The sequence below is a fragment of the Streptomyces sp. NBC_01463 genome, assembly GCA_036227345.1.
Classification (GTDB): domain Bacteria; phylum Actinomycetota; class Actinomycetes; order Streptomycetales; family Streptomycetaceae; genus Streptomyces.
This window is the reverse complement of record CP109468.1, coordinates 4764732-4790374: the sequence shown is the minus strand read 5'-3', so window position 1 is coordinate 4790374 and position 25643 is coordinate 4764732. Positions and strand designations below refer to the sequence as shown.

The following is a 25643-nucleotide window of genomic DNA, read 5'->3' as shown; positions in this document are numbered from 1 at the left end:
TCTCCTATCGGGCGGTGCAGCGGTGGGTGCGGGCGGCGAGCTGGGCGGCGGTCTGGCTGGAGTAGTCGGCGGACCAGCCGCAGCGGTCAGCGGTGCAGACGGCGGCGTGCTTGGTCTGGCCGCGGTGGTCGCGGTGGGTGCCGATCTGCACGGGGCCGATCCGCATCACGGAGTGGAAGTGATCACGAGCGGGCATGGCGGTGGTTCTCCCGTCTGGTCAGGCGAGTTGGGCGGCGATGGTTTCGGCGAGCTGCGGCGGGACGCCGAGCCGGGCGCGCAAGGTGTCGGTGTCGATCGGGGCGCCGGTGCGGGCGTGGTGGTCGGCGGCGAGCTTGCGGGCGTGGTCGACGAGGGCAGCCGGGACCGGCGGACCGGCGGGGGCGAGTGCCGGGGTGTTCTCGGCAGCGGCGGCGATCGGCTCGGGCTCGGGCGCCGGATCGGGGGCGGATCTCCGCTCGACTTCTGTCGCGGAATGCGGGACTGCGGGTGCCGGCGGAACGGGCTCCGGCTCCTCGGCGGAGTGCGAGTGGGCAAGGAGCGTGCCGCCGAGGAAGGCGAGCGCGGGCCATCCCGCGATGCCGAATCGCAGCCAGGCCGGCGGGTGGGTGAGGTCGAGGAATCCGGCGGTCGCGACGTTGGCACCCAGCGAGGCGAACAGCGCGATCAGGAACCAGCACCAGGCCAGCCGGGACGGGCCCTCGCTGCGCAGGCGCCGCCAGGCAGCGACCAGGAGCAGGTCCACCGAGATCGGGTAGGCCCAGGCCTTCCAGCCGTCCTGCCCAGCGGCGTCGGCGAGGTCGTGCAGGTGGGCGAAGGACAGGGCACCGGCGATGACGGCCTGGACCAGGACGGCGTCCACGCGGAAGGCGGGGCGGGCCATCAGACGCCCCCGGGGTGGTCGGTGTCGCCGATGGGGTCGTAGCCGGGCGGGAACATCCCCGGCGGAGGCCCCGGAAGCGACACGGCCAGGGACGGACCAATGGAGTCGATGAACGTGTCGTCGGCACCCGGCATTTCGGCGTACAGGGCCAGGGCGCCGAGCATCAGGACGGTGCGGTGGAAGTCCTCGATGTGCTCACACATGGGAGTCGGTCTCCCTTCCTTCAGGCATGGAGCGGGTAGGGACCTGGCGCGATGCGGTCGCGCCGACCGGGGGTGCGGGAGGACTCAGGCCGTGGCGGGGGTGGCCTTGGCGAGCGGCTCGGAGGCCGGGGCCAGGGGACTGACCATGGGACGGAAGGCCGCGAGGACGGGCAGGGCCGGGGTGCGGTCGGCGTACCGGTTGCAGATGTTCACGGCCTGGCGCAGCGAGGTGTGCGGGGCGCGGATGCGGGCCCAGCCGCCGGAGGAGTCGCCGGTGACGGCGATGCCGGGAGTATCGGTGGGGATCTGGATAGCAGCCAGGACGGCGTCCGGAGCGATGTCGCCGAAGGCCATGTTGGCGGAGGACTCGTCATTGACGCGGTGGGCGGTGCGGCTGGTGAGCTGGGCGCGGAGCATCGTGATGCCCTTGCCGAGTTCGGAGCCGAAGCGCTGCCCGCAGATCTCCAGGTAGATCCCGGCAGCGCGGCCGAGCTGGGCGAGGCGGACCAGCGCGGTGATGATCCGGTCCCGGCGCTTCTCTTCGTCCTTGGACGCGAACAGGGCGAGTTCGGCGACCTCGTCCACCAGGACCACGACCGGCACCGGCCGCAGGTGTTCGGGCAGGTCCCAGATGTCAGCGGCTATTGCCGCGTCCGGCACGTTCACCGTGATCCGCTGTTCAGCCCGGATCAGTTGGTAGACGTTCTCCATGTGCGTGACGAGAGCTTCGAGGAGCTCCAGGGCGGTGTCGGGGTTGTCGGCGAGGGCGGAGAACCGGCGTGCCAGCGGGAAGAGTTCGACGCCCTGCTTGCAGTCGATTCCGACCAGGGCGACATCCATGGGTGCGAGGCCGGCCACAAGGTTGCGCTGGTAGACAGACTTCCCCGACTCGGTGGCGCCGAGGGTGAGCCCGTGCGGCACGGCGCGGTAGTCGCGGTAGTGGACTGCCCCGTCCTCGCGCAGGGCGACCGGAACCCGCATCGGTGCAGGGTCGGTCTTGGCGGGCATCTGCACCCGCTTGAGCACGTCGTATCCGGTCATCCGCACTTCGACGACGCCGGAGCGCAGTTCGCGTGAGGTCACGCCGTACATGCCGAAGGAGTGGCGCAGCCGGTCCGAGGCGGCGGAGACGTCGAACGCGTCCTGTCCGGGGCGGAGCTTGAGGCGTAGCACCAGGCCGGTTCGGGTGGGGTGGACGCGCAGGATGCGCGGGGCGCGGGACTCCGGCACAGGCCGGTTCGCGATCCGGGCCAGGGCCAGACGCCAGCGGGAGGGCGGGACGGTCAGTCCGCACGCGTCCATCACGGAGACGTAGCGGACCAGGACCCGCAGAGCGGCTAAGGCAGCGCCGAAGGCCAGCCAGTACCAGGCGGGGCGCCGCCACCGCAGGATCACTGCGGTAGCGACAACCAGCACCAGGGCGACCGTGAAGCCGGTCATGATCAGGCCGCCTTCGACTGCGATGCAGCGGCGGCGAGCGAGGTGACAGCGACCGCACGGAACGCGATCCCGTGCTTCTTCTGTCCGTTGAACTCGTTCTCCCACGCCGAGGCGACCAGGCCGGTCAGCGCGACCGGGGTGCCCATGGCCAGGTCCTCGGAGACGCCGGGCTGGGGAACGGTGAGCTTGAGGATCTCCACCTCTTCCGGCGTGGAGAACATGACCTCCACCGTCATCAGCGTCACGCCGTCCTTGTCGAGGGCGATCTCACCGGTACGGCGGTCCTTGACCTTGGGCTGGGGGGCCTTGGCGACCATCACGGTCGCGTTCGTGGTGTCGACGGGAATCTGACGCACAGCAGATCACTCCTCTGTAGGTGCTGAACTCTGTCACTCATGTACATGAGTGACATGAAGAAGAGTGCATCACTCCTGTACATGAGTCAACCCGCTACGAAGAGGAAATCGCAGCGGGCTGGGGTGAGTTGAGCGGACGTCAGTCGGTGGCGGGGATCCGATAGCTGAAGACGAACTGGTCAGCGGCCATGAGGGTGTCGCAGACCTCGACCACACGACCTTCCTCGGTCACGGCATCTCGGATGAGGTGAATGACCGGGGCGCCGGGGCTCAGCGCGAGTTCGGAGGACTCCGCCTTCGAGGCCGGCCGCGCCTGGAGGGTCTCGACGAACTCCGCGAAGACATGGCCGTCGTCTTCAAGCCGGGCGTAGATCCCACCGGGGCCGGGGTTCTCGGAGAACAGCTCCGGGATCTCCTTCACGACGTCCCACGGTAGGTAGGACGTTGCAGTCTCGACCGGAGTGCCGTTGCGGAAGTAGAGGCGGCGGCGGGCCAGCACCTTGGCTCCGGGGTCCACACCGAGACGTTCCGCGATGTCGGCGGGTGCATCGGCCGGGCCGATGAACAGCACGCTCACCTTGGCGGTCGCGCCGGCCTGCTCCGACTCCGCCAGGTACGCGGCCTTGCCACCCTTGCGATGCGAGCGCCGGAACCGATCGGAAGACCGATGACGTACCGGGGGTCGAGCCTTCACCAAGGACCCCTTGCCGTGCCGGGTCTCCACCAGGCCACTCGCACGGACCTCCACCATGGCCTTCCGGATCGTCCCGCCGGAGACGCCGTAGCGGTCCACCAGCTCTGACTCACTCGGCACCATGTCACCAGGCTTGAGGACACCTGCCCGGATCTGCTGAACGATCTCCTCGGCGATCTGAACGTACCGAGGTACGGCCCTGTCACCTCCTACTGCTGTTCCCATCGACCTACTCACTCTCCTATGCTCCTGTACATGAGTAACAGCGCCCAGGAAGCTCCGTCAACGCCGAAGCACAGTGTGTCCGTGGCGGGGGCTGTCGTGCGCGAGGACGGCCGACTCCTGGCGATCCGCCGCGCGGACAACGGGACATGGGAGCTGCCGGGCGGAGTGCTGGAGCTGGAGGAGTCCCCGGAGCAAGGCGTCAGCCGCGAGGTCTGGGAAGAGACCGGCATCCGCGTCGAGGTCAACGAGCTCACGGGCGTCTACAAGAACACGACCCGGGGCATCGTTGCCATGGTCTTCCGGTGCAAGCCCTCCGGGGGCACCGAGCGGACATCAACCGAGTCAACCGCGGTCGACTGGCTCACGCCGGAGCAGATCACCGAGCGCATGTCCGAGGTCTACGCAATCCGCCTACTCGATGCCCTGGACAAAGCCGGCCCCCACGTCAGGAGCCATGACGGCCACCGCTTGCTAGAGGCATCAGCATGAACAGCGGTAGAAGACTCCCCAAGCCCAGACCCCTGGATGAGCTCGACAGCGTGCACGACTTCCTCGACGACGTGCGCCTACGGCCAAGCATGTACGTGCGAGGCCGTTCCGTCCTGCACCTCCAGTCGATCCTGTTCGGGTACAGCGTCGCCTGTGAGATCCATGGAGTTCCGGCGATGACGGACTTCGTTCACACCGGGCCGTTCAGCGAGTGGCTGTGGCCTCGACTCGACATGCAGTACCCAAGCGCGCTCGGCTGGGCTGTTGAGATCGAGCGGGCAGCTGAAGCAGCAGACATCGCACCTCTGGACATGTTCTTCGACCTCTTGGACGAGTTCCGCCTGGCGCGGCGCGAGGGCACCCAGCAGGCCATGCGGTAAGAGTTTCTCTACTTCATCAAGGCCCGCGCACGGCGCGGGCGCACGCCGCCTCTGCGGCGCGGCCTGCCTCCTGTCTCCGCCCCGGCTGGCCGCGCCCGGCGGCGCGCTACGTGCGGCGGACGGAAGTGAGAAATCATCCGCGCGGCTCAAGGACATGCCTCCGGCGGGGGCGCTCAGACTCCGGGATGGATGGGGCGCCGTTTGCGGGTGCCGGCGGATTCGTGGTGAGCGTTGTGGGCTCCCATCCCGACCACCTTCGACCCAGGCAGAGCCGAGCGGGCGTGGTTCAGGGCGTCAAGGTCGTTCGTACAGTGGCGCGCTCCACCTTGACGCCCTGAACCACGCCCGCTCCACGGTGTGTGGGCCGAAGGCGGACGGGATGGGAGCTGGGGTGGGTAGTGGGTGAAGCCTGCATATGCATGTGCAGGCTGGGTCTGGACTGGCAAAGTTGTCGCCGTGGCCAAGAAGAAGCAACCTGTCCCGGACACCCTGGGGCTCATAGAGATCATGTACGAAGCGGCCGAGCACGCTACAAGGCACCTCCGGTCAGCCCAGATCTTGCTTGCTGCAGGAGAGTGGCCAGACAGCTTCGTCCTAGCAACGTTGGCATTTGAGGAGCTTGGCAAGGCTCACTTGTGCCTGGGGCCCCTCATCATGCGACCAGAGCACCGGCTGACTAGTGAGGAGATCTTCCAGAAGAGCTTCGCAGGGCACACAGAGAAGCTCAAGATGGCCCACTTTGCTCTGATCGCGGCAGCTTCAGAGGCCCCACCGCCTGCTGCAGCCCAACTCTTTCGTCAGATTGAGGAACTCGCCAAGAGCTCCAACGAGACGAAGTTCAGAGGGCTCTATGTCGACTACACGAGCGACGGCCCGCTCCTGCCCACGGTAGTCAGCGAAGAAGATGCCCGATGGATGGTCGGAAATGTCCAGCTCCTCTTGGACACTATGCGGCAGCACCTCCTGAAAGACCCCAAGGTTTTCGCTCTCTTCTTGGAGCAGTGGCACTCTCACATGGACTTCGATGCACTTGAGGCGATGGAACCTGGTGAGAGCATCTCTGTCGGCCGGTCAATCTTGCGGCGAGGTCCAACCACGCCCATCCCCGACGTCTTGGCCGCGTTCTGGGAAGCAGCTCAAGCGACCGAGCAAAAAGATGCGAACACTGAGACGTAAAGGTCGGCGCAGGCAGCGGCTCTGTCCACGAAGGGGCCATTGAGCGATGAGTGTCTAACTGCGTGATAACGCCGCCGAACAGGGGTGGCCGAGCGCGCACGTCTACGGACCATCAGCGCAGGTGAGAGACGCACCAGCCCAAGGCAGGGCTTGCACCCGAGTTGCTTCGGGACGAACAGGCCGTGGGTTCAGTCCCGCCACCCCAACACACGGGCAGCATGCAGCTCAACCTGTGGCGTCGCGGGACCGTCCTGCCGACTACGCATCGCCGGGCTACTCTCGTCCGAGCGAGAACATGTGGTTCTCGGGAGCCAGCGCAATCGAGCGCCAGTAGTTCCAGCGTTTCAGCATGTATGCCTTGCGTTCCGTACTCACGAGGTCGACTTGAGAGATAGCTTGTGACGGATCGCTCACAGCCCCGCTCAGCTCCATGATGTGAGAACCGGTGGAGAAGGTTGGCGGGATCGAACGTAGAGACCACCCGTAGGCACTATTGGTGATAGTTGCGTAGTCTCCAGCCTCGCGTTCGGATTTCAGCTGATCGTAGGTGAAGAAGTGCTCATCCCTGCGGGCCATGTGATCGCGCTTTAGGCGCAGGTAGTCCGGGTTCTCATGTTTGGAGGATCCGGCCTTAAATTCAGAATTCCTGCCAAAGATTAGAACAAATTGCGGTTCTACTGGACGATATGAATATCGAGGCGCATACGCCTTTGCGAAGATCAGGCTATTTTCAGGAGAGTTAAACCAGACTTTCCACTCGGTGAGCTGATCGATTGCCTGGGTTAGTTCTGCCGTTGGCGTTCTGTCCTTGTTGAACCAGGACTTTCCGGGACTCTCAATCTCTATGCAAATAGGTCGAATTGCCCCAGTGTCTCGCCTCACCCACATGAAGTCGGGAACGCGCTTCGGTCCGAGGCCTTGCAGTGGAGGCTGCCTGACCACTGCTTCAAAGGATGGGCCGTGATGTCCCCCCTGACCAATGCTGTCAGTCGCTCCAGGGAGAAGGCAGGGATGAAGCTCCAAGAACTCCTGCATCTGGCGCTCATGAGGGTTCGACCCAAGCAGCGTCTTCCACTTGGGCAGCAGCCAGTCCTCGTATTGCTCCCAGGCGGGAGCTTGCGGACGGTCAGGGTTCTCATCGGTTACTGCCTGAGGCACTGTGAGCATAAGGACATTCTGGATGGTTGCGGATGGTTCTGTGGGTAGAATCAGGGAAATCGGTATCCCTGCCGCTGAACCTCGACTAGAACCACCACAACTCATTCCGTAACTGCCTCGATGGCCTGAGAGCCAAAGCCCTCAGTGGCCACGGAAGTTGCCCATATGCGCGGAAGCCGGCAGGTTCACATCAGGAGCCGACATCAACGGCGGCGACCTTGGCGACCGTAGCCGGATCGACGGGCTACCACCGAACCTCGTTTCGGCACGCCCGCTCCGCAGGGTGATCGAACTCCTAAGGCCATGGTCAGCCTCGTGCCCGATCCGTGCCCGAAGGGGCGGTAAACCACGGTCAACAGCGGGTGCCAGGCAGAGCCCGAGGCTTCTGCCTTGACAAGCGTTGCCGCAGGTCAGCTCACCAAGAGCCTCCAGAAGCACCGTGATTTCCAAGCTCATGGCATTGCGTGGTGTCCTACCGAACCGACCTTGGGGCAACGTGCCGGTTTGGCCGCCTCAGTTTGCGGCGAGCAACCGGACTGTCATAGCGGAACGGGGAGGGGAACCCGAGAATCTCATTCAAGTTCCCCTCCCGCGTAGCAGGGATTGTCGGTCCTCGGCTGGCGCCGTTGTGCCGCAGCCTCTTCAGCTTCGGTGAGGATCGCTCACTGCGAGCAGATGTCCGCGGCTGACCGCAACCCGAAGCACGTCCCGCAGGGCGCCGGAGAGGTCGTGAACCAGGCGGCGCAGATCATTCTGGTCCGTGTTCTGGTCGTCGCGAGTTCCCGAGACCTCTTCCAGCAGCGCGGCCGCCGTGCCGAGTTGGACCGCTTCCATGTTGTCCGCCAGGCGGGACATGTAGCCATCCGGGTCATCCGTGCTTAGGTAACACGGCTTGTTCTCCGGGCCCGACCACGGGAGAAGCCGCATTTCGTCCTGTGCTTTCATCCGTGGGTCTGCCTCTCGTCAAGCACGCGGTGGGCGGTGAAGATGGCATCGATGCGGTCTCCCGGGAAAGCCAGAAGCGCGGCTTCGATGACGCGGCCCGTGGAGTCGGTGGAGATGCGAGTGATCGCGAGAACGGCTGTGGTGGTTCCGATCCGGAGGACCGAGGCTTCGTCCGGTGTGGGGGAGCGGGCACATACCGTCTCTCGGACATTGGCCGGCGGCGGGCCCAGGACGGCGAATCTCGTGAACGCTTCCCGGCACGCAGCGTCGTCGTCGAGCACTCCGGCCGGGGCCAGGTCGCGCGGGATGTAGATACGAGCCAGGCCGTGCGGCGCCCCTTGTTCGCGGCTGAGGCAGGAGTACTCCGCGAGGGGGCTGCCCGTTGGTACCTTCAGCAACGTCGTCAGGGGCACGGAGGCCGGAACCGTGGTGCTGCGAACCGTAACGCGCAACGTTGGCTCAGCAGCGGCCCAAGGATCCAGCGTGCCCCAGCCGCCGACGTACATGATCTTGCGCCTGGGGCGGCGGACGAAGTTGCCCTTGCCGTGGATCTTCTCGATGAGCCCTTCGCCTTGGAGCACGGCGAGGGCCCTTCGCAGGGTCACTGTGCTGACCTTGTACCGGGCAGCCAGGCTGACTTCGGACGGTAGGCGCTCGCCAGGCTTGAGGCGGCCCGTCGTGATCTGGCGGCGGAGATCGTCGGCGATGTCTTGGTGACGCGAAGGCACGGAGTTGGTCACCGCCTTCTCAGCAGTCGCACGGCGACGAGCCGGGTGCGTGTGTGTATGGCCAGCAACTCGCCAGATTCGAAGACCAGTTGTTTGGCTCCCTGGGGGAGTTGAAAGAGGTCTCTCACCCGGCAAGCCTGGCCCCCGAGTTGGATGATGTCGCCGCGCTGCACAGTGGCCGCGGTGACCTCGATGTGGGAGACCAGCGCACCGCCGGGGACTTGAGGCCTCACAGCGCCACCTCCACGGGCACATACTGGTCGGGCGTCGAGTGGCACGGACAGGCGCACGCCTCGTAGATCACCGGGATGTCGACCGGTGCCAAGAACGGGGAGGGCTCAACGCAGGAGGAGTGTGTGCCGATCCGACACGCAATCGATCGGTAGGGGACGGAAGTAGTGTCCGCAACGCGAGGCTGTCGACGAGGGGGCATCAGTGAACCCCCGCGAGTGCCGACAAGGCCTCGGCCGGCAGACGAGGCACGACGACCAGCGCTCGCGTCGGTACACGCGCTTCCCACGCCAACAAGTACGGACGGACAAGCGCGACGTCTTCACCCCTCAGCGGGCAACGGTGGACCGCGCCAGCCGAAGCCTGGTCCAAGGCGACGGTCGACGCGTCAGCCGGCACAGCGGAGTTGGGGTGGACCAGCGGCCGGGAGGGCGGTAAGGGGCGGCGATACCGGCCCTTGGGGAAGTACCGCTCTCTGGTGAGCGAGGCGGCACGGCGGATACGGTTGAGCATGCTGTTCAGCTCCTATCGCTGATAGCCCGGTCCCCCGACATCGCCCGTCGTGTGGACCGTTTTGCGTACGACCGCCCATAAGGTGCGGCCGTTCAAGCTGGTGGCCAGGAGCCCGAATCGATCGGCCTCCGCCACTACTTCCAGGGCCTCCCGCCATGACTCGACGGAGAGCGTTTCCGGCACTTCCGCCTCGACCGTCGTGAACCGGGCGTGCTCCTCCACGCGTGTGGGGAGCCCGACGGTGGACAGCCGGGCGGCAAGGGCAGCCGCGCTCACGCCTGAAGCAGACATAGGGCAGCCTCCCGTCACCAGCAATCACTTTCAGTGAAGCTAGTTAACTAGATTAGAGCTAGTGGACTAGATTTTCCATATGTCTGAGCAACCGCCGTATCTCCGCATCGCCGATGAACTCCGGCGGCGAATGGCGGAGCACGTCTGGGAACCGGGGGACCGCCTCCCCTCCCGCGCCCAGATCGGCCAGGAGTGCGGCGTGGGCGAGAACGTGGTGCGCCGGGCACAGGAGTTGCTGATCTCCCAGGGAGTACTGGAGGGCCGGGCCGGATCGGGCACCTACGTCGCCGAAGCTCGGCAACGGGTGCGGGTGGTCCGGTCATCAGCGCGAGAGCAGCCGGGCGCGTCTCCGTTCCGTGGGGACATGAAGGCCCTCGGCAGGCAGGGCGATTGGGAGAGCCGGACCGACGCGAAGGTGCTGGCCCCGGCGGAGATCGCGGCGCGGCTCGGGATCGCCGAAGGCGAGCTGTGCGTGAGGACGACGTACGAGTTCCTGGCGGACGGCAGGCCTGTGCAGCTGTCGACGAGTTGGGAACCGTATGACCTCACCGCCGGCACTCTCGTCGTCCTTCCCGAGGGAGGGCCGCACGCCGGGGCGGGTGTAGTGAACCGCATGGCCGCGATTGGAGTCACCGTCGGCCATGCGGTGGAACGGCCGGAGCCACGGCAGGCGACCGCCGAGGAAGCGTCGCTGCTCGGCATCCAGAAGGCCGCACTCGTGACGCACATCCGACGGACGTACTACAGCGACCAAGGCCGCCCCGTGGAAACAGCGGACATCGTGGTGCCCGCAGCACACTGCGAGATCGTCTACGAGATCCCGATCAACCAGTAGTGGGCGCCCTCGGGCAGCTCCAGGCCAGTGCCCAGGCCGTGCCCCCCGCGTTCCCCTTCCGTGCCTGATAGGGCGGGAAACCAGGGGAACAACGGCGACCGACGGGGCCCAGGTACGGCTGAGGCCTCCGACCGTGTGCCCCGACGTTGATGTCAGGTAGTGATGCGGAGCCGTGTGTAGGTTGCTCCTGGCGACAGCGTGCTTATCCTTTTCAGTTTCGCCAATGCCGATACAGATCAAGGTCCAGTCGATCATTATAGAGTTATCGGCCGCGCGCAGCTCCTCCATGCAACTGCGGTAGACCTTAAAGAAGGGGTAAATCGATGGCCTATCGAATTGACACCAGAGCGGTTGCGCAAAAGCTTGACGCTGTAAAGTTCCAAAACCTTCCTGACCTGATCATTGATCAATGCCTGACGGGTTGCGCGAACGAGCTTTCAGCTATCGCCGATATGGTTCTGTCGGGAGCCGTGGCCCTTCCTAGTGAGACTTTGGCAATGCCGAAGAAAAAGTTCGAACCTCGACCGGTAACCGTAACAAGCACTGCCGCACGTGTGGCATACACGGCGCTAGTGAATAGCATTAGTGACTCCCTGGGGCCTAGGAGCAGAGACGAGGGAAATCGTCAAAAACATGAGTCTTTCACAGCCCGAAATGAGAGTAATTACATCGTAGAGTTCGACATTGTTTCATTTTACGAATATGTGGACCACGGCATTTTGTCGCAGCAACTCTTGTCCCATACGCTGAACTCAGAAGCGGTGCAGAAACTTCGCCGTGTCTTGCTCTCTGTTTCGAAGGGAAATAGAGGACTACCTCAACTCTTGTCGGCAAGCGACCACCTGTCAGACGTGTATATCGGCACGCTTGAGCGCCGTCTAGCCAGGGATGGATACCCGACAGTCCGATTCGCTGATGACTTTAAGGCGGCATGCCCTGACTGGGAAACGGCAAACGTAATTATCGAGAGAGCGGCAGAGTACGCCCGAGAGTTGGGGCTTGTTCTTTCTAGCGAGAAGACCGTAATCAAGAAGCGAGCTACCATCATGAGCGAGGAGGAAGCTAAGGCTAGGTTCATCAATAATTATCACGAAAAGAGCGCCAGCACGCAATTGGTAAATACGTTTCTCTGGAGTCGATATGACGATCTAATCGAAGAAGCCGAGACGCTGCGCGATAGGGAGGCCATGGAGCCCACCATGTGGTCCCTAGTTGATGACTGGCACAGGCTGGTAAAATCCGTCGCGCCCGAGGACTCATTTCGCGTAGATGTCCTCTATCGACCGCTCCTAAGTAAGGCCCTTGGCCTGCTCGAAGAGCATGATGAGCGCCTGCCGGATGAAGTGCTCCAAGAAATCGTTTTCAAGCACCCTCTATTTTTGATTCCAGTCTGTGATTATGTTAGTGCGAGGGTCGTAACGCACGCCCCATTGGAAGACCCATGGCAAACCCTCCATACGCTCGTTAATATGGGGCGCCAAAGTCCTTGGGCTAAGCTTTGGCTTCTCGATTCCGTGGCTCGGACTAATATTCGCAAATCGAATTCGTGGCATTACGTGCCTGTAATGAACTGGGTCGATCAACAGGTAAGCGACCGTCACGAGGTGGTACGCGCCCAGGCCGCATGGGCGGCCAGCTGCCACGAGCGCCTCTCCGAAAGCGCCTTGATGGATCTATACACGCACGCATCGCCACTGAGTCAGCATGCGCTAGCCGCTTGCATGGGAAAGCAGCAGGGATTCGGAAAGGGAATCGTGCAATCCGTAAAGCAGGATGGCCCCCTGAATAGGAAGGCGTTCGAATGGGCAGAGAACGGAAAGACTTCAACGAGCTGACAACATCTGGGGAATCTTGCCTCAAAGCACTGTCGCGCCTGAGTCCCCTCTCCGGCGAGTCCACTGTAAGCCCTGAGTGGATTCTTGTGGACGCGGTGACAGCCGTCGAGGTGCACGTAGATCACAGCATGGAGACCCTGGTGGTCGCTTCCGGAATATCGTCGATTCCTGTCGGAGGCCACTTCCTTTCCCGCTACGCAGAGGAAATGAACAGAACTTGGGATGCCCGATATGAATGGCTTGCAGACGGCTTTGGTGTCAAAATTAAGGGAGAAACATTCCAACAAGAGTTTCAAGCACTAGTTGAGTGCAGGAATGCAGTGGTGCACGGATCTGGGCACCTCACGCGGAGGCAGCGAAGCAGTTTTGGGAAGTTTATCCAACTGAGAAAGCAACTTGAGTCGGTTCTTGGTGTTCGAGTTCACGGGACCGAGATTGTCTTCTCACCAAATTCCGCTCAGAATGCACTGCGTGTGGCCTCCGTTTTCGTTCACGCTTTCGACCGCGCCGTGCTTGGAATGTCCAAGATGAGTTACTAGCGGGAGAGCTTTTCATGCCGCTTGCGCGGCAAGGGGTTTACCCCGGCACACCCGAATGGCGCGTTATCCATCACGGAGTTTGAGCGCCCTCGCCGGAGAGAGGTTTTCAGCTGCTGGGCTTCTGTCGGCTGGCCGGGGTCCCATCACGGTGCCAGCCGCTGCTGCCGAGCGGGCGCCGCTCAAGTGAGGCGTCTTGACGAAGTGGGGACGTTTTCCGCCGTCTGACCCGCTGGCCAAGACTGAGCGATGACGAGGGTGGCATCAATCCGAAGGGGCCGCCTGTGGCTGGGGCTGCTGCACAGCAGCGGAGTACCGCAACCACAGCCACCGCCCCCGCCCGCCACGGTCTCTCCGGACCCTCGTAACGGCCGGTATGACCGTCGCTGACCGGTCCGGCTAGAGCTATGGACCAGAAGGTTTGTGAGGGGGGTGGGTGCGGAGCCATTCGGCGTCCTGCGACCTAGTCGTCCGGGGACCCCTATCCGGCCACCCCCCTTGGCCGCCGCGCTCTTCGAGGAGAGCATCGAACCGGCGCATCTCTGCTGGGGAAGCTAACAGTCACCACTGACAATGCCCATCCTGCTGAGTGCCCAACTGCGTGACGCCAGCAAGACACAGCAGCGATCAACCACGCACGTCAGTGGACCATCAGCGCAGGTATCGGGCACAGCAGCCCAATAAAGGCGAGCATCCCAAGACGCTTCGGGACGAACAGCCCGCCGGCACCTGGTCAGGCCCCATTGACAGGACATACGCCACTGTTATGGTCCCGTTGATGAGGTCGTCCGCACGGTAAAGGGCGGGACCCGGGGTGCGACATGGGCCGTCTGCCTCATCATCTGATCGCACCAGATGCGCACCAGATCGAGCGGTCAGCCGCGGTCAACGCCGGATCGCCGATACCGAAGTAGACCCTCCGCAGGCTCGTTCCCTCGCAGGTCAGGCGCCCATCCAGGCTAACGCGAACGGTGATTCCCAAGCTCAGAGCGCGAGTTCGATTCTCGTCACCCGCTCCATGAGAAAGCCCCAGGCCAGCGGCCGGGGGCTTCTTTGTTGGGTCGCCTTGTAGCCGTCCGGTCGGCTCGTCCTGGATAGTCGACGATGGCATCACAGCCTCACAGATCTCCGCCGTGCCAAGTTCGCCCGGCGCCTGCGCGTAGCACTCTCCGCCCACCTTGAGGAACTCGGACGGCGACACGTCCGCTACTCCTTCGGACTGAGCGAGCTTCAAGCGCCCTGGGCGGAGCCGACTGGATCGACGACACTGAATTCGCTGCCGCGGGACTCGCCGAACAAGCGATCGTGCGCGCCGAAACAGGAACGGAGCCGGCCCGATTCGCGGGCCGGCTCCAGGGGCCGTGCTCTCTTGCCCCACGGCAGCTCCAGTTCGATGCGTCTTCACCAACTCACTGCCATGAGATTCCGATATCGAATCAGACGATGGTGTTGTAGTGCCGATCCACGGAGAAGAGATTGCCCATCTCGCGTGCCGCAAAGGGAGCCTTCGCGTTACCCGTGCCGCGGTAACGCCAGGGGACACCGTCCCGGTCGATGACGAACAGATCCGGCTTGCCGTCGATATTGCTGTCACCTATGCCGGTCAGCTGGGTGTAGGTGTTCCAACCGCCGCCGATCCTGGTGCGGGCGGCCAAGGTGCCCTTGCCGGTGCCCTGGTAGAGCCACAGCACACCCGCGCCGTCACGAGCCACCAGGTCACCCGCGGAGCCACCGGCGACGTTACCGACCGCGGTGATCTGGTTGTAGGCGTTCCATCCGCCGCCGATCCTGGTCCGGGCGGCGTACGGCGCCTTCCAGTTCCCGGTGCCCTTGTAGAGCCACAGGAAGCCGTCGCGGTCGCGCGCTACGAGGTCGGCCTTGCCGTCGCCGGAGAAGTCTCCCGTTCCGGTCAGCTGGGTGTAGGCGTTCCAGCCGGCGCCGATCCTGGTCCGGGTGGCGAAGGTACCCTTGCCGGTGCCCAGGTAGAGCCACAGCACACCCGCGCTGTCACGGGCCACCACATCACCCCCGGGGCCACCGGCGACATTACCGACCGCAGCCATGCGGTTGTAGATGTTCCAGCCGCCGCCGACCTTCACCCGGTCGGTGCCGTACAACTTCCGGTACCACGGGTCCTGGTAGGTGTCCACCCGCCACAGCACGCCGGCACTGTCGCGCGCCAGCAGGTCCGGCGACCCGTTGTCGGTGTAGTCATGGGGTGCAGGCCGGCGCGTGACCTTGAAGGTGCCGCTCACCTTGAGGTCCGGCCCGAGGGCGTTGAGCGGCTTGGCGGTGATCTGCCAGGTGTAGTTGCCGTTGGGTGCCGCACCGGTGTCGGTCCACCCCGTCCAGTCCATACGTATCCGCCCGTGATAGTCCATCCCCACCGGCCGGGTGGTGTCGTCGGACGGATACAGGTGCGACATGTTGGAGACGCCTGTGGCGGTGTTGCGGAGGGTGAGGGTCACTTCCGCGTTGTAGCGCGACAGCTGCCACCTCGCCTTCCAGGGCGCTGTGTCGAGCGTGGCCACTGCAGGAACGTCGGAACTGACCAGGGTGATCCCCTCCGGCTCACCGGTACCGGCGACCAGCTCCACCACCGGCGCACCGTCAGCACCGGGGTACACCCGGTAGACGCCTTCGCCCTGGGCGAGGGTGCCGCCCATCACCAGCAACTCACCGTCAGGGGTGGCCGCGAGCGAGGTGGCGTGATCCAGGATCTTGCGGCTGGTGCCCCCGCCGACCGGTACCGCCCGGAAGGAGAAGTCCTCGTCGGTGGATCCTGCTGACAGCGGGGTTGTGGAGCCGAACAGGGCCCAGTCCCCGACCAGCCCCACCAAGGGTCCGGACACATGCTGGTGCGTGTCGATCTGTGACACCTTGCCGTTACCCCGGTTCTCCACGCGCAACTGCGAGGTGGCCGGCCGCGCCGCGCCTTGCAGGGTGGCGAGGTACTTCGGGGACAGAGCCGCGTCGGCCCAGCTCGAACGGGTGAGGTGCGTGGATGTCGCGACACCGGAGGCAAGATCGACCACCGCGTAGGAGAAGTCGGTGTCTGTGCCCGTGAGGCGGTTGTAGTACAGCACCAGGGAGCCGGGGGCGGTGGACGCTATGCCCACCGTTCGCGTGTCATCGGGCAGTCCGGTGACCGTCCGGTCGCTCTGCACCCCGTCCACGACGGTGAGCAGGTGCAGTTCCCTGCAGTCGGTGCCTTGTGGGGGCGCGTAGGGACAGGCCATCGCTGTCGAACCGACGGCACCGACGAAATCAAGGTACTTGCCCAGCGCCACGACGGTAACCGCTCCGGTGGACATGTCGTGCAGTTCGGCCCGATGGTCGGCTTCGCCGAGGTAGCCCTGCTCCAGTGCCACCACATCGGACACCGCCCCGAAGGACTGGGTCTTCGGCACCTGCGAATAGCCACGGCCCAGGTTGGTGATGGAACCGTCGTCATACCGGATCCACAGCAGGTCGTAGTCGCGAGTCGACACGAGAAAGCCCGTCGCACCGGACATGACTACCTCAGAACCCGGAGGCAGCGCAGCGGTGCTGGTGGCCTGGGCCCCGGTATCCGGGCGGGTCACCCCGGTCCCGGAATCCGCGACCGCGGGCAGCGCGAGAGGTCCGGCCATGGCGGCGATGGCGAGGGCCACCGTCCCGGCCAGGACCTTGCGGGATGAGTTGCTGTACGACACGTGTCCTCCTGGACGGGCTGCCGCGCAAGGCGCGAGCAGACGCAACGACCGAGGAGGGCCGCGCGGAGAACACCGACGCCGGAAGGACGAATTCTCCGGCGGCCCCCCACGTTCGAATTCTGGCGGATCCTAGCAGCGCTCATCGCCGCGGTTGACCGCAGTTCAGCGGCGTCCTGACCTTCAGCCAAGCGGGACGCCCGGCTCTGCCCAGTACCGCAGCACCCAAGGGGCCACCCACCCCTGTACTGAAGGGTCGTCACCAGTCCCTGCATGCTCACCTCCGCGCTGCCCACCGATCTCTCCCAGCGTGGTGGTCCTCGACGAGATGCCCTGTCTCGTGAGGACCCGAGCAACCCCGGCGGACTCGACAAGCCCGGGCCGCCCCCACGAACCGCCATATCACGCTCCGTCGCCGCTCCATACTTCTATTAACGATAGTATCTTGAATAGAAGTATCAGGGCCCATGCGATGGAGGTGGACTGTCGTGAACGGATTCATCGGACGCCGCGCCGAACTCAGTCTTCTGGACGACCTGTTGCGTCCACTGAAGACCGGCAGCCGCAGCGGGCGTCCGGGGCGGGCCGTCCTGATCCGCGGGCGTCGCCGGGTGGGCAAGTCCCGCTTGGTTGAGGAGTTCCTGGAGCAGGCCGGTCTGCCGCATGTGTTCTTCACCGCCGTGGGCGGCTCCCGCGAGGAGGATCTGGCGGGTTTCGCCGCCGAGGTGGCCGCTTCCCGGCTTCCCGATGCTGCGCGGTTCAGTGATTTCGCCGCCCCTCTGAACTGGGACGCTGCGCTGGCCATGCTCGCCTCCGCGCTGCCCACCGATTCTCCCAGCGTGGTGGTCCTCGACGAGATGCCCTACCTCGTACGCGAGGACCCGAGCTTCGAGGGGACACTGCAGAAAGCATTCGACCGAACATTGTCGAAACTGCCCGTTCTGCTCATCCTCATCGGCTCCGACATGGCCATGATGGAGCAACTCAATACCTACGGGCGGCCGTTCTATCAGCGGGGCACCGAAATGGTCGTGCCACCGCTGAATCCGGCAGAGGTCGCCGCAATGCTCGATCTGCGGCCTGCCGACGCCTTCGACGCCTACCTGATCTCCGGCGGGCTGCCGCTCATCCTGGAGGAATGGCCACAGGGCGCCGGGCTGTGGGAGTACCTCGAACTGGCTCTGCGCAGGCCGACCTCTGCCCTGCTGGTCAGCGGCGAGCGTTCCCTGGCTGCCGAGTTCCCCGCCGAGGCGCAGGCTCGCACCGTCCTGGGCGCCATCGGCCACGGCGAACGCACCTTCACCCTGATCGGCAGAGCCGCCGGCGGCCTCAACCCCAGCTCGGTATCCCGCTCACTGGAGCTCCTCACCTCCCGCCGCATGGTCTCCGCGGAACTGCCCCTCTCCACCAAACCCAGCCGTGAGACCCGCTATCGCGTCGACGACCCGTATCTGCGCTTCTGGCTCTCCTTCATCGGCCCCGGCATCCCCGCGATCGAACGCGGCCGGGGAGACCGCGTCCTCGAGACCATCCGTGGCAGTTGGACGTCCTGGCGGGGCAGGGCCATCGAGCCCGTCATCCGCGAAGCCTTGTGGCGACTTGGCTCCGACGACGGACAGCTGCCTGGGGGCACCGATGCGATCGGCGGCTACTGGACCCGCACCAACGATCCGGAGATCGACATCGTCGGCGCCGACCGCGCCCCCATCGCCAAGAAGATCACTCTCGTGGGTTCGGTCAAGTGGCTGGAGAAGAAGCCCTTCGACAACCGCGACCTCGCCCGCCTCATCACCCATCGCTCCCAGCTTCCCGGCGCCGACGACACCACCCCTTTGCTCGCCGTCACCCGCAGCGGCTGCACCGCCGACGTCCCCACCCTCACGCCGGAGGACCTCCATGGCGCCTGGACCTGAATCTGTGACCAGCCGTGCCACTACGTGCCGGTCGGAGCGGTACAGAGCGGTCAGCACAGGTATCGATACGACACTCGGATCCGATAAACGTCAGCCTGTTCCTGCAGGTCAGGCCGCACATCGATGCCCGAGCGCCGGTTGATTCCCAAGCTCAGAGCGCGAGTTCGATTCTCGTCACCCGCTCCATGAAAAAGCCCCAGGCCAGCGGCCGGGGGCTTCTTTGTTGTACGGACCGGTTCAGGGGCCCCGCACCAGATCCGCCCGCAAGTTGTCCAGACCGCTCTCGACCTCCTGCTGCCGCTCAAGGTCTGAGTGCTGATGGATCAGCGCGGCCTTCTCCGGCGACTGGCCGGCGCGGACCATCGTTTCGCCCGCCTCCGACTTGGCGTCGCCAGGCGCACGACGACCGGTGATCAGTTCGGGCGCCGCCATGCAGACCCGGATGGTCATCTCGTCGAGGGCCACGTCCTTGCGGCGGAGCTCCGCCTGTTCCTCCGCCCTCATGGGACCGTACGCACCGAAGACGAAGTCATCACATTTGGATGGCTTCCAAGGTGCTACGGCATTGTCATTTCGTTGGATGGACGTGGTGTTCTGGCTGTCGGCGCGGCAGAAGCCCGCAGGAGGTCTCGCCAGTCGGCGGGCCAGTTGGCCAGCGCGAGGATACCCATGATGACGAGGTGGGTCGGCGCAGCCCAGCTTTCCACCGCCGGGTCATGGTTGACGATGTGGGTTGTGACCGCGCCGGTGAGCACGAACATCAGCGTCGTGGCGCCCAGGAAGCGTGTTCGCTTATCAGGGATCACCAGCAGGACGGCCGCCGCACCTTCCAGGGCACCGACCACGAAGCGCATCCAGGACGGGTATCCCCACTCGGCGAACTTCACGGAGTACGCCGAGCTGAATACCGTGTCGCCCGGCCAGTACTTGGTCACGGCGCCAAGCGCGAACTCAAAGGCCAGGAACCAGTACAGACCGGTCACGAGTCGCTTCGACATGATTGTCCCTTCAGGAGGAATTGGGCAGGGCGATGCCTTCGCACGGCGATTACGTTGCCGGCGGAGTCTTGCTTTCGGGGGTCAGCCCCGCAGAGTGGCGATGGCCTTCTCGATACGCCGCTGGCGCGTCTCGGGCTTCTTCGCGCTCTCGATGGCGCGCACGTGCTCGCGCTTGCGGCTGTAGGCAAGATTGTCGTACGCGGCACGGGCGGCCGGTTCGTCGTCCAGAGCCTGGGCGAAGTCCGCAGGCTCGACGACGACGCGAGGTTCGGTGTCGAGCTCCAGCTCGACCTCGACCTCCTCGCCGATCTCGACACCGGCGGCCTGCCGGTTGGCGTTGCTGAGACCGAGCAGGTGGCGGCCACGCAGGAGGGCGACCCGGCTCTTCCAGGAATGCCCGTTGACCGTGATGGTCACCGGCGGCCGCGCGCCCCCGTCGAGCGCCGCTACCACCTCGGGCGGAACTTCCAGGCCCCGCATGGGCTCAGGTGGCTCGACGTGTGCCCGGAACTTCATGGTGTTTCTCCTGTTGTTCTGCCGGTGTTCTGCCAACTCGCCACGGTTCCGTCCCGCCCGGCTCCGGGTACCCGCTCCCACTTCCCCACCCGGACCATCGCCATTTCCTGGACGACCACGGCAACGCCACGCCGCCCTGGGCGGCGGTAAGGCAAGAGATCTCGACTGCTCGGCGTAGGGCTGGCCGGTTCCTCGGGTGCTGTGGCCGAGGCTCCAGATGTAGCCGTCCGGGTCGGCAAAGGTGCCGCCGTACCCGCCCCACGGCAGAGTGCCGGCCGGTTTGAGGGCCGTGGCCCCGTGGCCTGCTGAGCCTCCGCGTGGGGACGCGCTACGCGACGGCCTCCCAGGCGAACCCGTCCAGGTCGGTGAAAGCGCCGGCGGTGCTGCCGAGGACGATGCGGTGCGAGCCTGTGCCGTCGACGGGAACGCCGAGGTCCTTGGCCAGGGCGCGGCGCTTGTACAGCGCCAGCTTGACGGGGCTGGACTGACCGGCGGCGAACTCGGCGTACTTGCCGCCGAAGCTCTTGGCCACGGTCAGGCCCCGGCCGACGTAGAACTGTCGGGTGGCCTTCACCGCCTCGACGCCGATCAGCAGGACGACCTCGTCGATCTCCCGAGTGTCGGGGCCGGTGTCGTTCTTCTCCGAGGTCGCGATCTTCCAGATCGTCCCGTCCGGGACCTGGACGACGCCGCTGTAGCCCCACAGCGACTTCGCGGCGGGCTTCAGGACGGTGGCGCCGGCGTCCACGGCGGCGCCGAAGAAGCCGTCGACGGTGGCCGGACCGGACACCGTGAGCGCCAGGGTGAAGCCACGGAATCCGGTGGAGTGCGCCTCGGACGCCCGCAGGCTTATGTACGTGTTCACGCCGAAGGCGCTGTAGAAGCGGCGAGCGTCATCGAGGTCGGCCACCTCAAGAGTGACGGACGCAAGGGACGTGACGGCTGCGGTGGAAGCGGTGGTTGCCATGACCATCACGCTAGGGGCTGTGCCGAGGCCGGTGCTTCTCGATTCCTGACCGGTCTTGAGACCAGCTTCGCCACGCACGCCGGCATCCCCTCCACCGTGATCGCCGGCCCCGCATCACGGGCCGCACCCGCAGCCTCGAACCGGTCGGCCGCCGCATCCGCCGCCTGGAGCCGGAAGGCCCCGGGCAGCATGCCGACCCGACGCCCGCTCGATGCGACGCGTCATCAGGCGCGCGTACGGCGACTCGGTGTCCATAAGCAGCAGCCCCTTCTCCTCCTGTGGCGGGCCGTGCCACAACGTGCCAGTAGCGGCGGTGAGCAGCGGTCACCACGGGGCCGGACGAAGCAGTCAGGATGAGGCCCTCGCCGAACGTTCGCGCAGTTCAGTGGCCTTACACAGGCCCAGGCGCAGGGTGATTCCCAAGCTCAGAGCGCGAGTTCGATTCTCGTCACCCGCTCCATGAAAAAGCCCCGGCCCAGCGGCCCGGGGCTTTTTGTTATTGCTCAAGCTCGGTCGAGCCCCCTGCACCCAACGCGCCCGTCGACACGCACCCGTCGACTTCCGGTCACCAGAACCCCACGAGCACATATGGCAACTATGATAGTTGTTATACCCTTCAGTGCATGGAGACGAAGACGTACACAACCATCGACCTACGCCGGGGGATGGGCGAGATCCTGGACCGGACCCGCATCGCCGGCGAGGCCGCCGCCATCACCCGCAAAGGGAAGACGGTCGCCTACCTGGTGCCGGCCGAGTGGTTCGAGCAGATGGCCTCTCGGCAGCAGTCGCACGAGGCCGCCTGACCACCCTCCACTACCAAGGAGCCCGAACCATGCCCGCCCATGCACTTCACTTCGATGGGTACGAGGGGGAACCCCTGCGGTTGCCGCCCATGCCCGAACGCACGCCCCAAGCACTCCGGTTGGCCATTCAGGAGCACGCTCCTCACCTCCTCCCGGACTTTGAGGCTCACTGGAAGCGCGTCATCGGCGATGCCTTCAATATCACCCCCGTGCCTGCCTTCATGCGCCTGTGGTGGACGCAGTACGCCATCGCACGAAATCCCGTTCTCGACTCGCACCTTCGCGATCTCGAAGCCCGCGCAGCCGAGTCCGACGACCCCGAGGAGTCCATCCAGCTCCTGGAGGAGTACAGCCGCCTCCGGCACGAAGCCGCCGAGAGGAAGCCCGGAGAGTGATCGACGAACCACTCCGGCCGCCCTGGCAGATGGACTGGACGAAGCAGGCACAGCACGACTTCCAAAGCATGCCTGCCGAAGGCAGTGACCTGGTCATGAGTGCTCGTGCGGAACTGATCACCGCTGAAGACCCGTACTTCCGGGGAATCGACGCTGACGTCTCGCTCCCGCACTGGATGACCGTCCGACCGCTGGCCTCCACGAGCCCCGGTGGTCCCCACATCGTGGACCTGGCCGGCGGACGCGGCTGGCTCATCTACACCTTCATGCGCCGCCACGCCGACCCACAGATCGTCGTCACCGAAGCCTTCTGGGCCTGAGGCCTGCGTCACCGCGGCGTCCGCACCACGGGAGGCTTCCGCTTCCTGCCACCGCTTCCGCACATCACCTCAGGTTGATGACCTCCCGTCGGTGTGCCCCATCCGTGCCCTTCGGAGACAGCGGTCAAGTGCGGCACGCAGAGACCACACCGGCCTCGCGCCCTCCAGTCGAACCTGCAGGTCAGGTCGGTTTTGGCTGTCCAAGAACCGTTGATTCCCAAGCTCAGAGCGCGAGTTCGATTCTCGTCACCCGCTCTTCGATGAAGGCCCTGGTCAGCGACCAGGGCTGTTTGTTGTCTAGACCACTTTTAGGCCCGTGCCATTTGCGTGCCCTAGCGACTCTCCCGACCTGCACCAATCGCGGATCCTCACCCTCAGAGCGAGGGCTTCACTACCGCTCGACCTAGGAGACGCGAGCGCGGCTCGTTTCCCGTTTACGTCCAGGGCGTGCGGCATCGAGCCGATGTTGCGCCCGCAGCGCGTACGGACGCCATCAGGGTCGGGTCATCTCGGAGCCGGCCCCTGATGGCGTGCTAACGCGCTCGAAGGCTCAGAGCGATGCCTCGACTCCGAGACTTCCGGCCCTGATGGCTCCCCGAAGAACGTGGGCGATCTCCTCGGGCTTGAGATCGATGCCGTCGAGCCCCTCCATGGTCAGCGGAATCTCCTCCAGCGCGTACTCACCGCGGCCTTCGGCGATGAACTCGGGGCCGGTGCGGTCGTCGAAGGACCAGGTCGCGATACGGGCGAGGTAGAAGAGCTGCCGCTCGTCGTCGGACTCCATTGTGTGGAGGAGACGGATGATGTCGGCCTTCCCTGCGATCTCCTCGTGGATCTCCCGGTGGAGGGCCGTCTCCCGGGACTCGTCGCTGGGTTCGACGCCGCCGCCGGGCAGGACCCAGTATTCGGGGATGCCGGGCCGGGTGCGACGGATGACCAGCATCGTGCCGTCTGCGGTGACGAGGACGGCGCGGACTCGTTCCATCATTTCGGTCTGTCTCCTTGCTTGTAGATGGTCTCAGGGCAGCAGCCAGCGGCCGTCGACGTGGACGGACTGCCCCGTGACGAACGAGGCGGAGGGGCCCACGAGAAACGCCACCAGGGCCGCGACATCCTCGGGCCGGCCACGGCGCGGGGCACACTGGCGCTTGATATGGTCCTCCGGCCGCGCGCGGTGCTGGGCGGGGAGGATGTGTCGGCCACGACCAGGACGTCGAGGTCGCTCCATCCGTGCTGGTACTTGCCCCGGGCACCGCTTCCGGTGACGGCGAGCAGGTCGATCATCGGGCGCAAGCCGGTGGTCCGGTCAAGGGATTCCGCCAGGCAGGACTCCAGGTGCACGGGGAGTCCGAGTGCGTTGACCGGCATGGTGGAGGGCTGGTGCTCCGGCCAGCGGCGGTTGAGCGCGATGCGGTCCAGCCGCCACTCCGGCTCCAGGCGTGGCCCGTAGTTGCCGATGACCTCGTGCGCGATGGAGACGATCTTGTCCGCGCCTCGTGCGCTTTTGATGAGGTCACTTTCCACGACGTCCTGGGCCCCCACGGTGCCCCGCCGGGTGCGCGTGCCCTCGCATGCGTCCAGGTCGGCGATGGTGAGTTGAGGACCGAGCGAGCCTCAGCAACTCCGAACTCCCCCAGAGACCCAATCCTCATGCACAACGACCGCGGAATCACCCGACCCGTCAGCCACTTTGATCACAGCGCACTCAAGATCACTAGGGCAACGGACTCTTACGATCCGTTCCGGATCGGTGACCTGCGAAGGAGCGGATGTTGGGCGTGCTGGATCGGTTCGCGGCTCCGTCATCCGGGTGAGGAGCCTGCGGCACATGCCCGTTGACTCCGACGATCGGCGGTCGTACCGTGCGGCGGACAGAGATGTGACTGTCGTTCATAACCGAGGACGTGGGGTGGGGTCGTGGGGCAGCGCAAGGTCGTAGTGTCGGGTGGCGGTACGGGGATCGGGCGGGCGGTGGCCGAGGTCTTTGCGGCGGACGGCGACCACGTCGTCCTCATCGGACGGCGCGAGGGGCCCCTGGAGAAGGCCGCCGGAGAGCTCGACGCCGCGCATGGTGCGGGAACGGCCTCCTGGATCGCCGCCGATCTGAGCGATCCCGGCCAAGCCCGCAGAGCCGTGGAATTCTGCACCGCGGGCGGCGCGCAGATCGACGTGGTCGTCGCCAACGCCGGCGGCAACGTTGCACCGGCCCACGACGGCACCCTCGAAGGCGTCGCGGACAGCTTCCGCCGCAACTTCGAGGCCAACGTCCTCACCGCCGTGCTGCTCACCGAAGGGCTGCTGCCGCACCTCACCCGGCCCGGCGGCCGAATCATCCAGATGTCGTCCATCGCCGCGCTGCGCGGCTCCGGTTCGTACGGCGGCTCCAAGGCCACCGTCAACACCTACACCGTCGACCTGGCGCAGAAGCTCGGCCCGCAGGGCATCACCGTCAACGCGGTCGCCCCGGGCTTCGTCGCCGACACCGAGTTCTTCGGCGACCGGGCCACGCCCGAGTTCGTCGCCGCCCGGACCGAGCAGTCGCTGACGGGCCAGGCGGGCCGGCCCTCGGACATCGCCGCCGCGGTCCACTATGTGGCGTCACCTGAAGCGGCGTACATGACGGCGCAGATCGTGCATGTGAACGGGGGAGCAGCGCTGGGGCGATGACGGTCCATTACCAGTCCACTGCCGCCCCGCGCGCGACCACCCCGACTCCGCACTCGCTGCGCCGGCATGGGGATCTCACCATTGAAGAGCGTCAATCTGGAAGTCGCTGGTCCTGGCGGGGGCTGACGGTGAATCGTCTGTCCGCGGGGGACTTCGTGGTTCGTGAGTACGAGCAGTGTCCGCAGCAGCGTGGCGGCGTCGCGGGTGTCGAGGCAGAGCTTGGTAAGGATTCGCCAGCTTTTCGCGTGGGAGAAGGCGTGACCGCCCGCTCGCACCATCGTGTTCTTCAGCGTGGCACTGAACCGGCTTGCCTGGGTGCACCCTGCGTAACGAAGGCCGCAGATGACGAGCCACTGGAGAGACCTACCGTCGAGCGAGTAGCACGCCGCTTACGCCCGAACGTGGAGCGCGCAACGGTTTGCCGCCCTCTCCCACGAAAGACAGTCCGTCCGGG

Annotated in this window: 26 protein-coding genes and 3 pseudogenes; 10 read left to right on the top strand and 19 right to left on the bottom strand. The window is 65.4% G+C overall.

The window, feature by feature from the left end:
* Positions 1-4: 4 nt before the first annotated feature.
* From OG521_21175 to OG521_21150, 6 genes are all read right to left on the bottom strand, one after another.
* Positions 5-196, bottom strand: coding sequence for a Mobile element transfer (locus tag OG521_21175; GenBank protein WUW23155.1), 192 nt, complete (start codon positions 194-196; stop codon positions 5-7).
* Between the two features lie 21 nt (positions 197-217).
* Positions 218-880, bottom strand: coding sequence for a DUF2637 domain-containing protein (locus OG521_21170; GenBank protein ID WUW23154.1), 663 nt, complete (start codon positions 878-880; stop codon positions 218-220).
* Positions 880-1083 (bottom strand): hypothetical protein, encoded by a 204-nt coding sequence (locus tag OG521_21165; GenBank protein ID WUW23153.1) that lies wholly within the window; start codon positions 1081-1083, stop codon positions 880-882. The genes OG521_21170 and OG521_21165 overlap by 1 nt, the downstream gene beginning before the upstream one ends.
* A gap of 84 nt (positions 1084-1167) precedes the next feature.
* Positions 1168-2523, bottom strand: coding sequence for an FtsK/SpoIIIE domain-containing protein (locus OG521_21160; GenBank protein WUW23152.1), 1356 nt, complete (start codon positions 2521-2523; stop codon positions 1168-1170).
* A 2-nt stretch (positions 2524-2525) separates the two neighbouring features.
* Complete coding sequence (locus tag OG521_21155; protein ID WUW23151.1) at positions 2526-2879, bottom strand: hypothetical protein; 354 nt, start codon at positions 2877-2879, stop codon at positions 2526-2528.
* Positions 2880-3018: 139 nt separating this feature from the next.
* Positions 3019-3798 (bottom strand): GntR family transcriptional regulator, encoded by a 780-nt coding sequence (locus OG521_21150; GenBank protein ID WUW23150.1) that lies wholly within the window; start codon positions 3796-3798, stop codon positions 3019-3021.
* 18 nt (positions 3799-3816) lie between these two features.
* Here OG521_21150 and OG521_21145 point away from each other — a divergent pair, with 18 nt between their 5' ends.
* The 3 genes from OG521_21145 to OG521_21135 all read left to right on the top strand — a co-directional run bounded on the left by OG521_21145 (position 3817) and on the right by OG521_21135 (position 5843).
* On the top strand, positions 3817-4287 hold the full coding sequence (locus OG521_21145; protein WUW23149.1) for an NUDIX domain-containing protein: 471 nt from the start codon (positions 3817-3819) through the stop codon (positions 4285-4287).
* Positions 4288-4337: 50 nt separating this feature from the next.
* The gene (locus OG521_21140) at positions 4338-4667 is read left to right on the top strand and encodes a hypothetical protein (GenBank protein ID WUW23148.1); all 330 of its coding nucleotides are present in this window, start codon (positions 4338-4340) and stop codon (positions 4665-4667) included.
* A 456-nt stretch (positions 4668-5123) separates the two neighbouring features.
* Complete coding sequence (locus OG521_21135; protein ID WUW23147.1) at positions 5124-5843, top strand: AbiV family abortive infection protein; 720 nt, start codon at positions 5124-5126, stop codon at positions 5841-5843.
* Positions 5844-6116: 273 nt separating this feature from the next.
* Here OG521_21135 and OG521_21130 read toward each other — a convergent pair whose 3' ends face one another.
* From OG521_21130 to OG521_21110, 5 genes are all read right to left on the bottom strand, one after another.
* A complete protein-coding gene (locus OG521_21130) occupies positions 6117-7010 on the bottom strand; it encodes a DUF4263 domain-containing protein (GenBank protein WUW23146.1) in 894 nt (297 codons plus the stop codon).
* A 633-nt stretch (positions 7011-7643) separates the two neighbouring features.
* On the bottom strand, positions 7644-7946 hold the full coding sequence (locus tag OG521_21125; protein WUW23145.1) for a hypothetical protein: 303 nt from the start codon (positions 7944-7946) through the stop codon (positions 7644-7646).
* Positions 7943-8686, bottom strand: a complete 744-nt coding sequence (locus OG521_21120; GenBank protein ID WUW23144.1) for a GntR family transcriptional regulator — start codon at positions 8684-8686, stop codon at positions 7943-7945. The genes OG521_21125 and OG521_21120 overlap by 4 nt, the downstream gene beginning before the upstream one ends.
* Complete coding sequence (locus OG521_21115; GenBank protein WUW23143.1) at positions 8683-8907, bottom strand: hypothetical protein; 225 nt, start codon at positions 8905-8907, stop codon at positions 8683-8685. The genes OG521_21120 and OG521_21115 overlap by 4 nt, the downstream gene beginning before the upstream one ends.
* 523 nt (positions 8908-9430) lie before the next feature.
* Positions 9431-9709 (bottom strand): hypothetical protein, encoded by a 279-nt coding sequence (locus OG521_21110; GenBank protein WUW23142.1) that lies wholly within the window; start codon positions 9707-9709, stop codon positions 9431-9433.
* Between the two features lie 79 nt (positions 9710-9788).
* Between OG521_21110 and OG521_21105 the strand changes: the two genes are divergently transcribed.
* Together OG521_21105 and OG521_21100 are read left to right on the top strand one after the other, a co-directional pair.
* Entirely contained in the window at positions 9789-10544 is a 756-nt protein-coding gene (locus tag OG521_21105) for a GntR family transcriptional regulator (protein WUW23141.1), read from the top strand.
* Positions 10545-10867: 323 nt separating this feature from the next.
* Complete coding sequence (locus OG521_21100; GenBank protein ID WUW23140.1) at positions 10868-12379, top strand: reverse transcriptase domain-containing protein; 1512 nt, start codon at positions 10868-10870, stop codon at positions 12377-12379.
* Positions 12380-14351: 1972 nt separating this feature from the next.
* Here the strand turns inward: OG521_21100 and OG521_21095 are convergent.
* A complete protein-coding gene (locus OG521_21095) occupies positions 14352-16610 on the bottom strand; it encodes a VCBS repeat-containing protein (GenBank protein WUW23139.1) in 2259 nt (752 codons plus the stop codon).
* Positions 16611-17095: 485 nt separating this feature from the next.
* On the opposite strand from OG521_21095, the gene OG521_21090 reads away from it, so the two are divergent.
* Entirely contained in the window at positions 17096-18520 is a 1425-nt protein-coding gene (locus OG521_21090; GenBank protein WUW23138.1) for an ATP-binding protein, read from the top strand.
* Positions 18521-18757: 237 nt separating this feature from the next.
* On the opposite strand, the pseudogene OG521_21085 reads toward OG521_21090, so the two are convergent.
* The 5 genes and pseudogenes from OG521_21085 to OG521_21065 all read right to left on the bottom strand — a co-directional run bounded on the left by OG521_21085 (position 18758) and on the right by OG521_21065 (position 21247).
* Positions 18758-19045 (bottom strand): annotated as a pseudogene (locus OG521_21085) (hypothetical protein).
* 32 nt (positions 19046-19077) lie between these two features.
* A complete protein-coding gene (locus OG521_21080) occupies positions 19078-19518 on the bottom strand; it encodes a DoxX family protein (protein ID WUW23137.1) in 441 nt (146 codons plus the stop codon).
* Between the two features lie 81 nt (positions 19519-19599).
* Positions 19600-20034, bottom strand: coding sequence for a YdeI/OmpD-associated family protein (locus tag OG521_21075; GenBank protein ID WUW23136.1), 435 nt, complete (start codon positions 20032-20034; stop codon positions 19600-19602).
* 328 nt (positions 20035-20362) lie between these two features.
* Positions 20363-21001, bottom strand: a complete 639-nt coding sequence (locus OG521_21070; protein ID WUW23135.1) for a glyoxalase — start codon at positions 20999-21001, stop codon at positions 20363-20365.
* Between the two features lie 5 nt (positions 21002-21006).
* Positions 21007-21247: pseudogene (locus OG521_21065) on the bottom strand (AraC family transcriptional regulator).
* Positions 21248-21624: 377 nt separating this feature from the next.
* Between OG521_21065 and OG521_21060 the strand changes: the two are divergent.
* From OG521_21060 to OG521_21050, 3 genes are read left to right on the top strand one after another with little or no spacing between them, the layout of a single operon-like run.
* On the top strand, positions 21625-21807 hold the full coding sequence (locus OG521_21060) for a type II toxin-antitoxin system Phd/YefM family antitoxin (protein WUW23134.1): 183 nt from the start codon (positions 21625-21627) through the stop codon (positions 21805-21807).
* Positions 21808-21836: 29 nt separating this feature from the next.
* The gene (locus OG521_21055) at positions 21837-22202 is read left to right on the top strand and encodes a hypothetical protein (GenBank protein ID WUW23133.1); all 366 of its coding nucleotides are present in this window, start codon (positions 21837-21839) and stop codon (positions 22200-22202) included.
* 29 nt (positions 22203-22231) lie between these two features.
* A complete protein-coding gene (locus tag OG521_21050; GenBank protein ID WUW26755.1) occupies positions 22232-22522 on the top strand; it encodes a hypothetical protein in 291 nt (96 codons plus the stop codon).
* A 550-nt stretch (positions 22523-23072) separates the two neighbouring features.
* Here the strand turns inward: OG521_21050 and OG521_21045 are convergent.
* A complete protein-coding gene (locus tag OG521_21045; protein WUW23132.1) occupies positions 23073-23510 on the bottom strand; it encodes an NUDIX domain-containing protein in 438 nt (145 codons plus the stop codon).
* Positions 23511-23540: 30 nt separating this feature from the next.
* Positions 23541-23675, bottom strand: a pseudogene (locus OG521_21040) (SDR family oxidoreductase).
* A gap of 764 nt (positions 23676-24439) precedes the next feature.
* On the opposite strand from OG521_21040, the gene OG521_21035 reads away from it, so the two are divergent.
* The gene (locus OG521_21035) at positions 24440-25189 is read left to right on the top strand and encodes an SDR family oxidoreductase (GenBank protein ID WUW23131.1); all 750 of its coding nucleotides are present in this window, start codon (positions 24440-24442) and stop codon (positions 25187-25189) included.
* Positions 25190-25643: the final 454 nt, after the last annotated feature.

What these genes read in the sequence shown, in the direction of transcription:
- OG521_21060 (WUW23134.1), top strand. Translation starts at nt 21,625, where the DNA reads ATGGAGACGAAGACGTACACAACCATCGACCTACGCCGGGGGATGGGC.
- OG521_21130 (WUW23146.1), bottom strand. Translation starts at nt 7,010, where the DNA reads ATGCTCACAGTGCCTCAGGCAGTAACCGATGAGAACCCTGACCGTCCG.
- OG521_21105 (WUW23141.1), top strand. Translation starts at nt 9,789, where the DNA reads ATGTCTGAGCAACCGCCGTATCTCCGCATCGCCGATGAACTCCGGCGG.
- OG521_21175 (WUW23155.1), bottom strand. Translation starts at nt 196, where the DNA reads ATGCCCGCTCGTGATCACTTCCACTCCGTGATGCGGATCGGCCCCGTG.
- OG521_21125 (WUW23145.1), bottom strand. Translation starts at nt 7,946, where the DNA reads ATGAAAGCACAGGACGAAATGCGGCTTCTCCCGTGGTCGGGCCCGGAG.
- OG521_21045 (WUW23132.1), bottom strand. Translation starts at nt 23,510, where the DNA reads ATGATGGAACGAGTCCGCGCCGTCCTCGTCACCGCAGACGGCACGATG.
- OG521_21110 (WUW23142.1), bottom strand. Translation starts at nt 9,709, where the DNA reads ATGTCTGCTTCAGGCGTGAGCGCGGCTGCCCTTGCCGCCCGGCTGTCC.
- OG521_21165 (WUW23153.1), bottom strand. Translation starts at nt 1,083, where the DNA reads ATGTGTGAGCACATCGAGGACTTCCACCGCACCGTCCTGATGCTCGGC.
- OG521_21055 (WUW23133.1), top strand. Translation starts at nt 21,837, where the DNA reads ATGCCCGCCCATGCACTTCACTTCGATGGGTACGAGGGGGAACCCCTG.
- OG521_21145 (WUW23149.1), top strand. Translation starts at nt 3,817, where the DNA reads ATGCTCCTGTACATGAGTAACAGCGCCCAGGAAGCTCCGTCAACGCCG.
- OG521_21075 (WUW23136.1), bottom strand. Translation starts at nt 20,034, where the DNA reads ATGAAGTTCCGGGCACACGTCGAGCCACCTGAGCCCATGCGGGGCCTG.
- OG521_21050 (WUW26755.1), top strand. Translation starts at nt 22,232, where the DNA reads ATGGACTGGACGAAGCAGGCACAGCACGACTTCCAAAGCATGCCTGCC.
- OG521_21070 (WUW23135.1), bottom strand. Translation starts at nt 21,001, where the DNA reads ATGGCAACCACCGCTTCCACCGCAGCCGTCACGTCCCTTGCGTCCGTC.
- OG521_21100 (WUW23140.1), top strand. Translation starts at nt 10,868, where the DNA reads ATGGCCTATCGAATTGACACCAGAGCGGTTGCGCAAAAGCTTGACGCT.
- OG521_21160 (WUW23152.1), bottom strand. Translation starts at nt 2,523, where the DNA reads ATGACCGGCTTCACGGTCGCCCTGGTGCTGGTTGTCGCTACCGCAGTG.
- OG521_21150 (WUW23150.1), bottom strand. Translation starts at nt 3,798, where the DNA reads ATGGGAACAGCAGTAGGAGGTGACAGGGCCGTACCTCGGTACGTTCAG.
- OG521_21080 (WUW23137.1), bottom strand. Translation starts at nt 19,518, where the DNA reads ATGTCGAAGCGACTCGTGACCGGTCTGTACTGGTTCCTGGCCTTTGAG.
- OG521_21170 (WUW23154.1), bottom strand. Translation starts at nt 880, where the DNA reads ATGGCCCGCCCCGCCTTCCGCGTGGACGCCGTCCTGGTCCAGGCCGTC.